We start from the raw sequence: 988 nt of genomic DNA, 5'->3' as shown, positions 1-988 counted from the left end.
AGCTCAGTTTCAGAGTGAACAAGAAAAGCGTTTAAAAGAGCAAAAATAACTATTTCACAAAATTCTGCAAAGCATCCAAAAAACGGGTGCTTGATAGAGTTTTGTGGATTAAATTTCGCACTGTATAATAATGAGTCACTTATCTCACCTTGCAAGGGAAAAATATGACTCTACATAATGTATTAAAAACGGTTTATATAGATAACAATGACGGCGATTTTTTGAAGTATGAGATTGTTGGAGAATGTGAGCAAAATATTCACTCTGTTATGGTGTATTCTCTGGAAAAGCTGACCATTAATGGAACTGAATTAAAAGTATGGAACAAGGGCGATGATGATATAGAGCTAGATCACCTTGAGCCGCCAAAAAATGGGGGACTCCAACGCGAAGTAAGGCGTGAGCCATACCCTGGTAAGAATATTAACTCAGTTATCAATGAATGCAAATCTCACCGTTCCAGATGGCATAGGCAATAAGAATATATATTAACCACCTTCGGGTGGTTTTTTACTATATGGAGTAACAAGAAATGGCACTCACCGACAAACAAGAAATGTTTTGTCGCGAGTACCTCGTTGATTTGAACGCTACACAAGCGGCTATTCGGGCGGGGTACAGCGAGAAGACTGCGAACCGTATTGCCGCGCAATTATTGTCAAAACTTGACATTCAAAACAGGATTACCGAATTAAAGGCACAACGTAATGAAGATGTTGGCATCAATGCGGCCTACGTCTTAAAGCGGTTGGTGGAAATCGACCAAATGGACGTACTCGACATTCTGACGGATGGCGGCGAGCTGAAACCCGTCAAAGACTGGCCGAAAGTCTGGCGTACTACATTGTCCGGTCTGGAAGTGGTTGAGATGGGACAGGATGTTGCGGCATTGCTTAAGAAGATCAAATGGCCGGATAAGGTGAAGAATCTGGAATTGTTAGGTAAGCATATCAGCGTTCAAGCGTTTCGTGAGCAGGTTAAAAATGAG

2 protein-coding genes are annotated in these 988 nt (G+C 41.6%); both read left to right on the top strand.

What is annotated here, in order from left to right; all coding sequences use genetic code 11:
• Nucleotides 1-164 precede the first annotated feature (164 nt).
• On the top strand, nucleotides 165-479 hold the full coding sequence (locus Xbed_RS18810; RefSeq protein WP_086114319.1) for a hypothetical protein: 315 nt from the start codon (nucleotides 165-167) through the stop codon (nucleotides 477-479).
• A gap of 53 nt (nucleotides 480-532) precedes the next feature.
• Nucleotides 533-988, top strand: a 456-nt coding sequence (locus Xbed_RS18805; RefSeq protein ID WP_086114318.1) for a terminase small subunit, incomplete at its 3' end; no start/stop codon positions are given.

The organism is Xenorhabdus beddingii, assembly GCF_002127545.1.
GTDB lineage: Bacteria > Pseudomonadota > Gammaproteobacteria > Enterobacterales > Enterobacteriaceae > Xenorhabdus > Xenorhabdus beddingii.
Note: the sequence above shows the minus strand (reverse complement) of the source record. Positions and strands in the feature narration are given on the sequence as shown.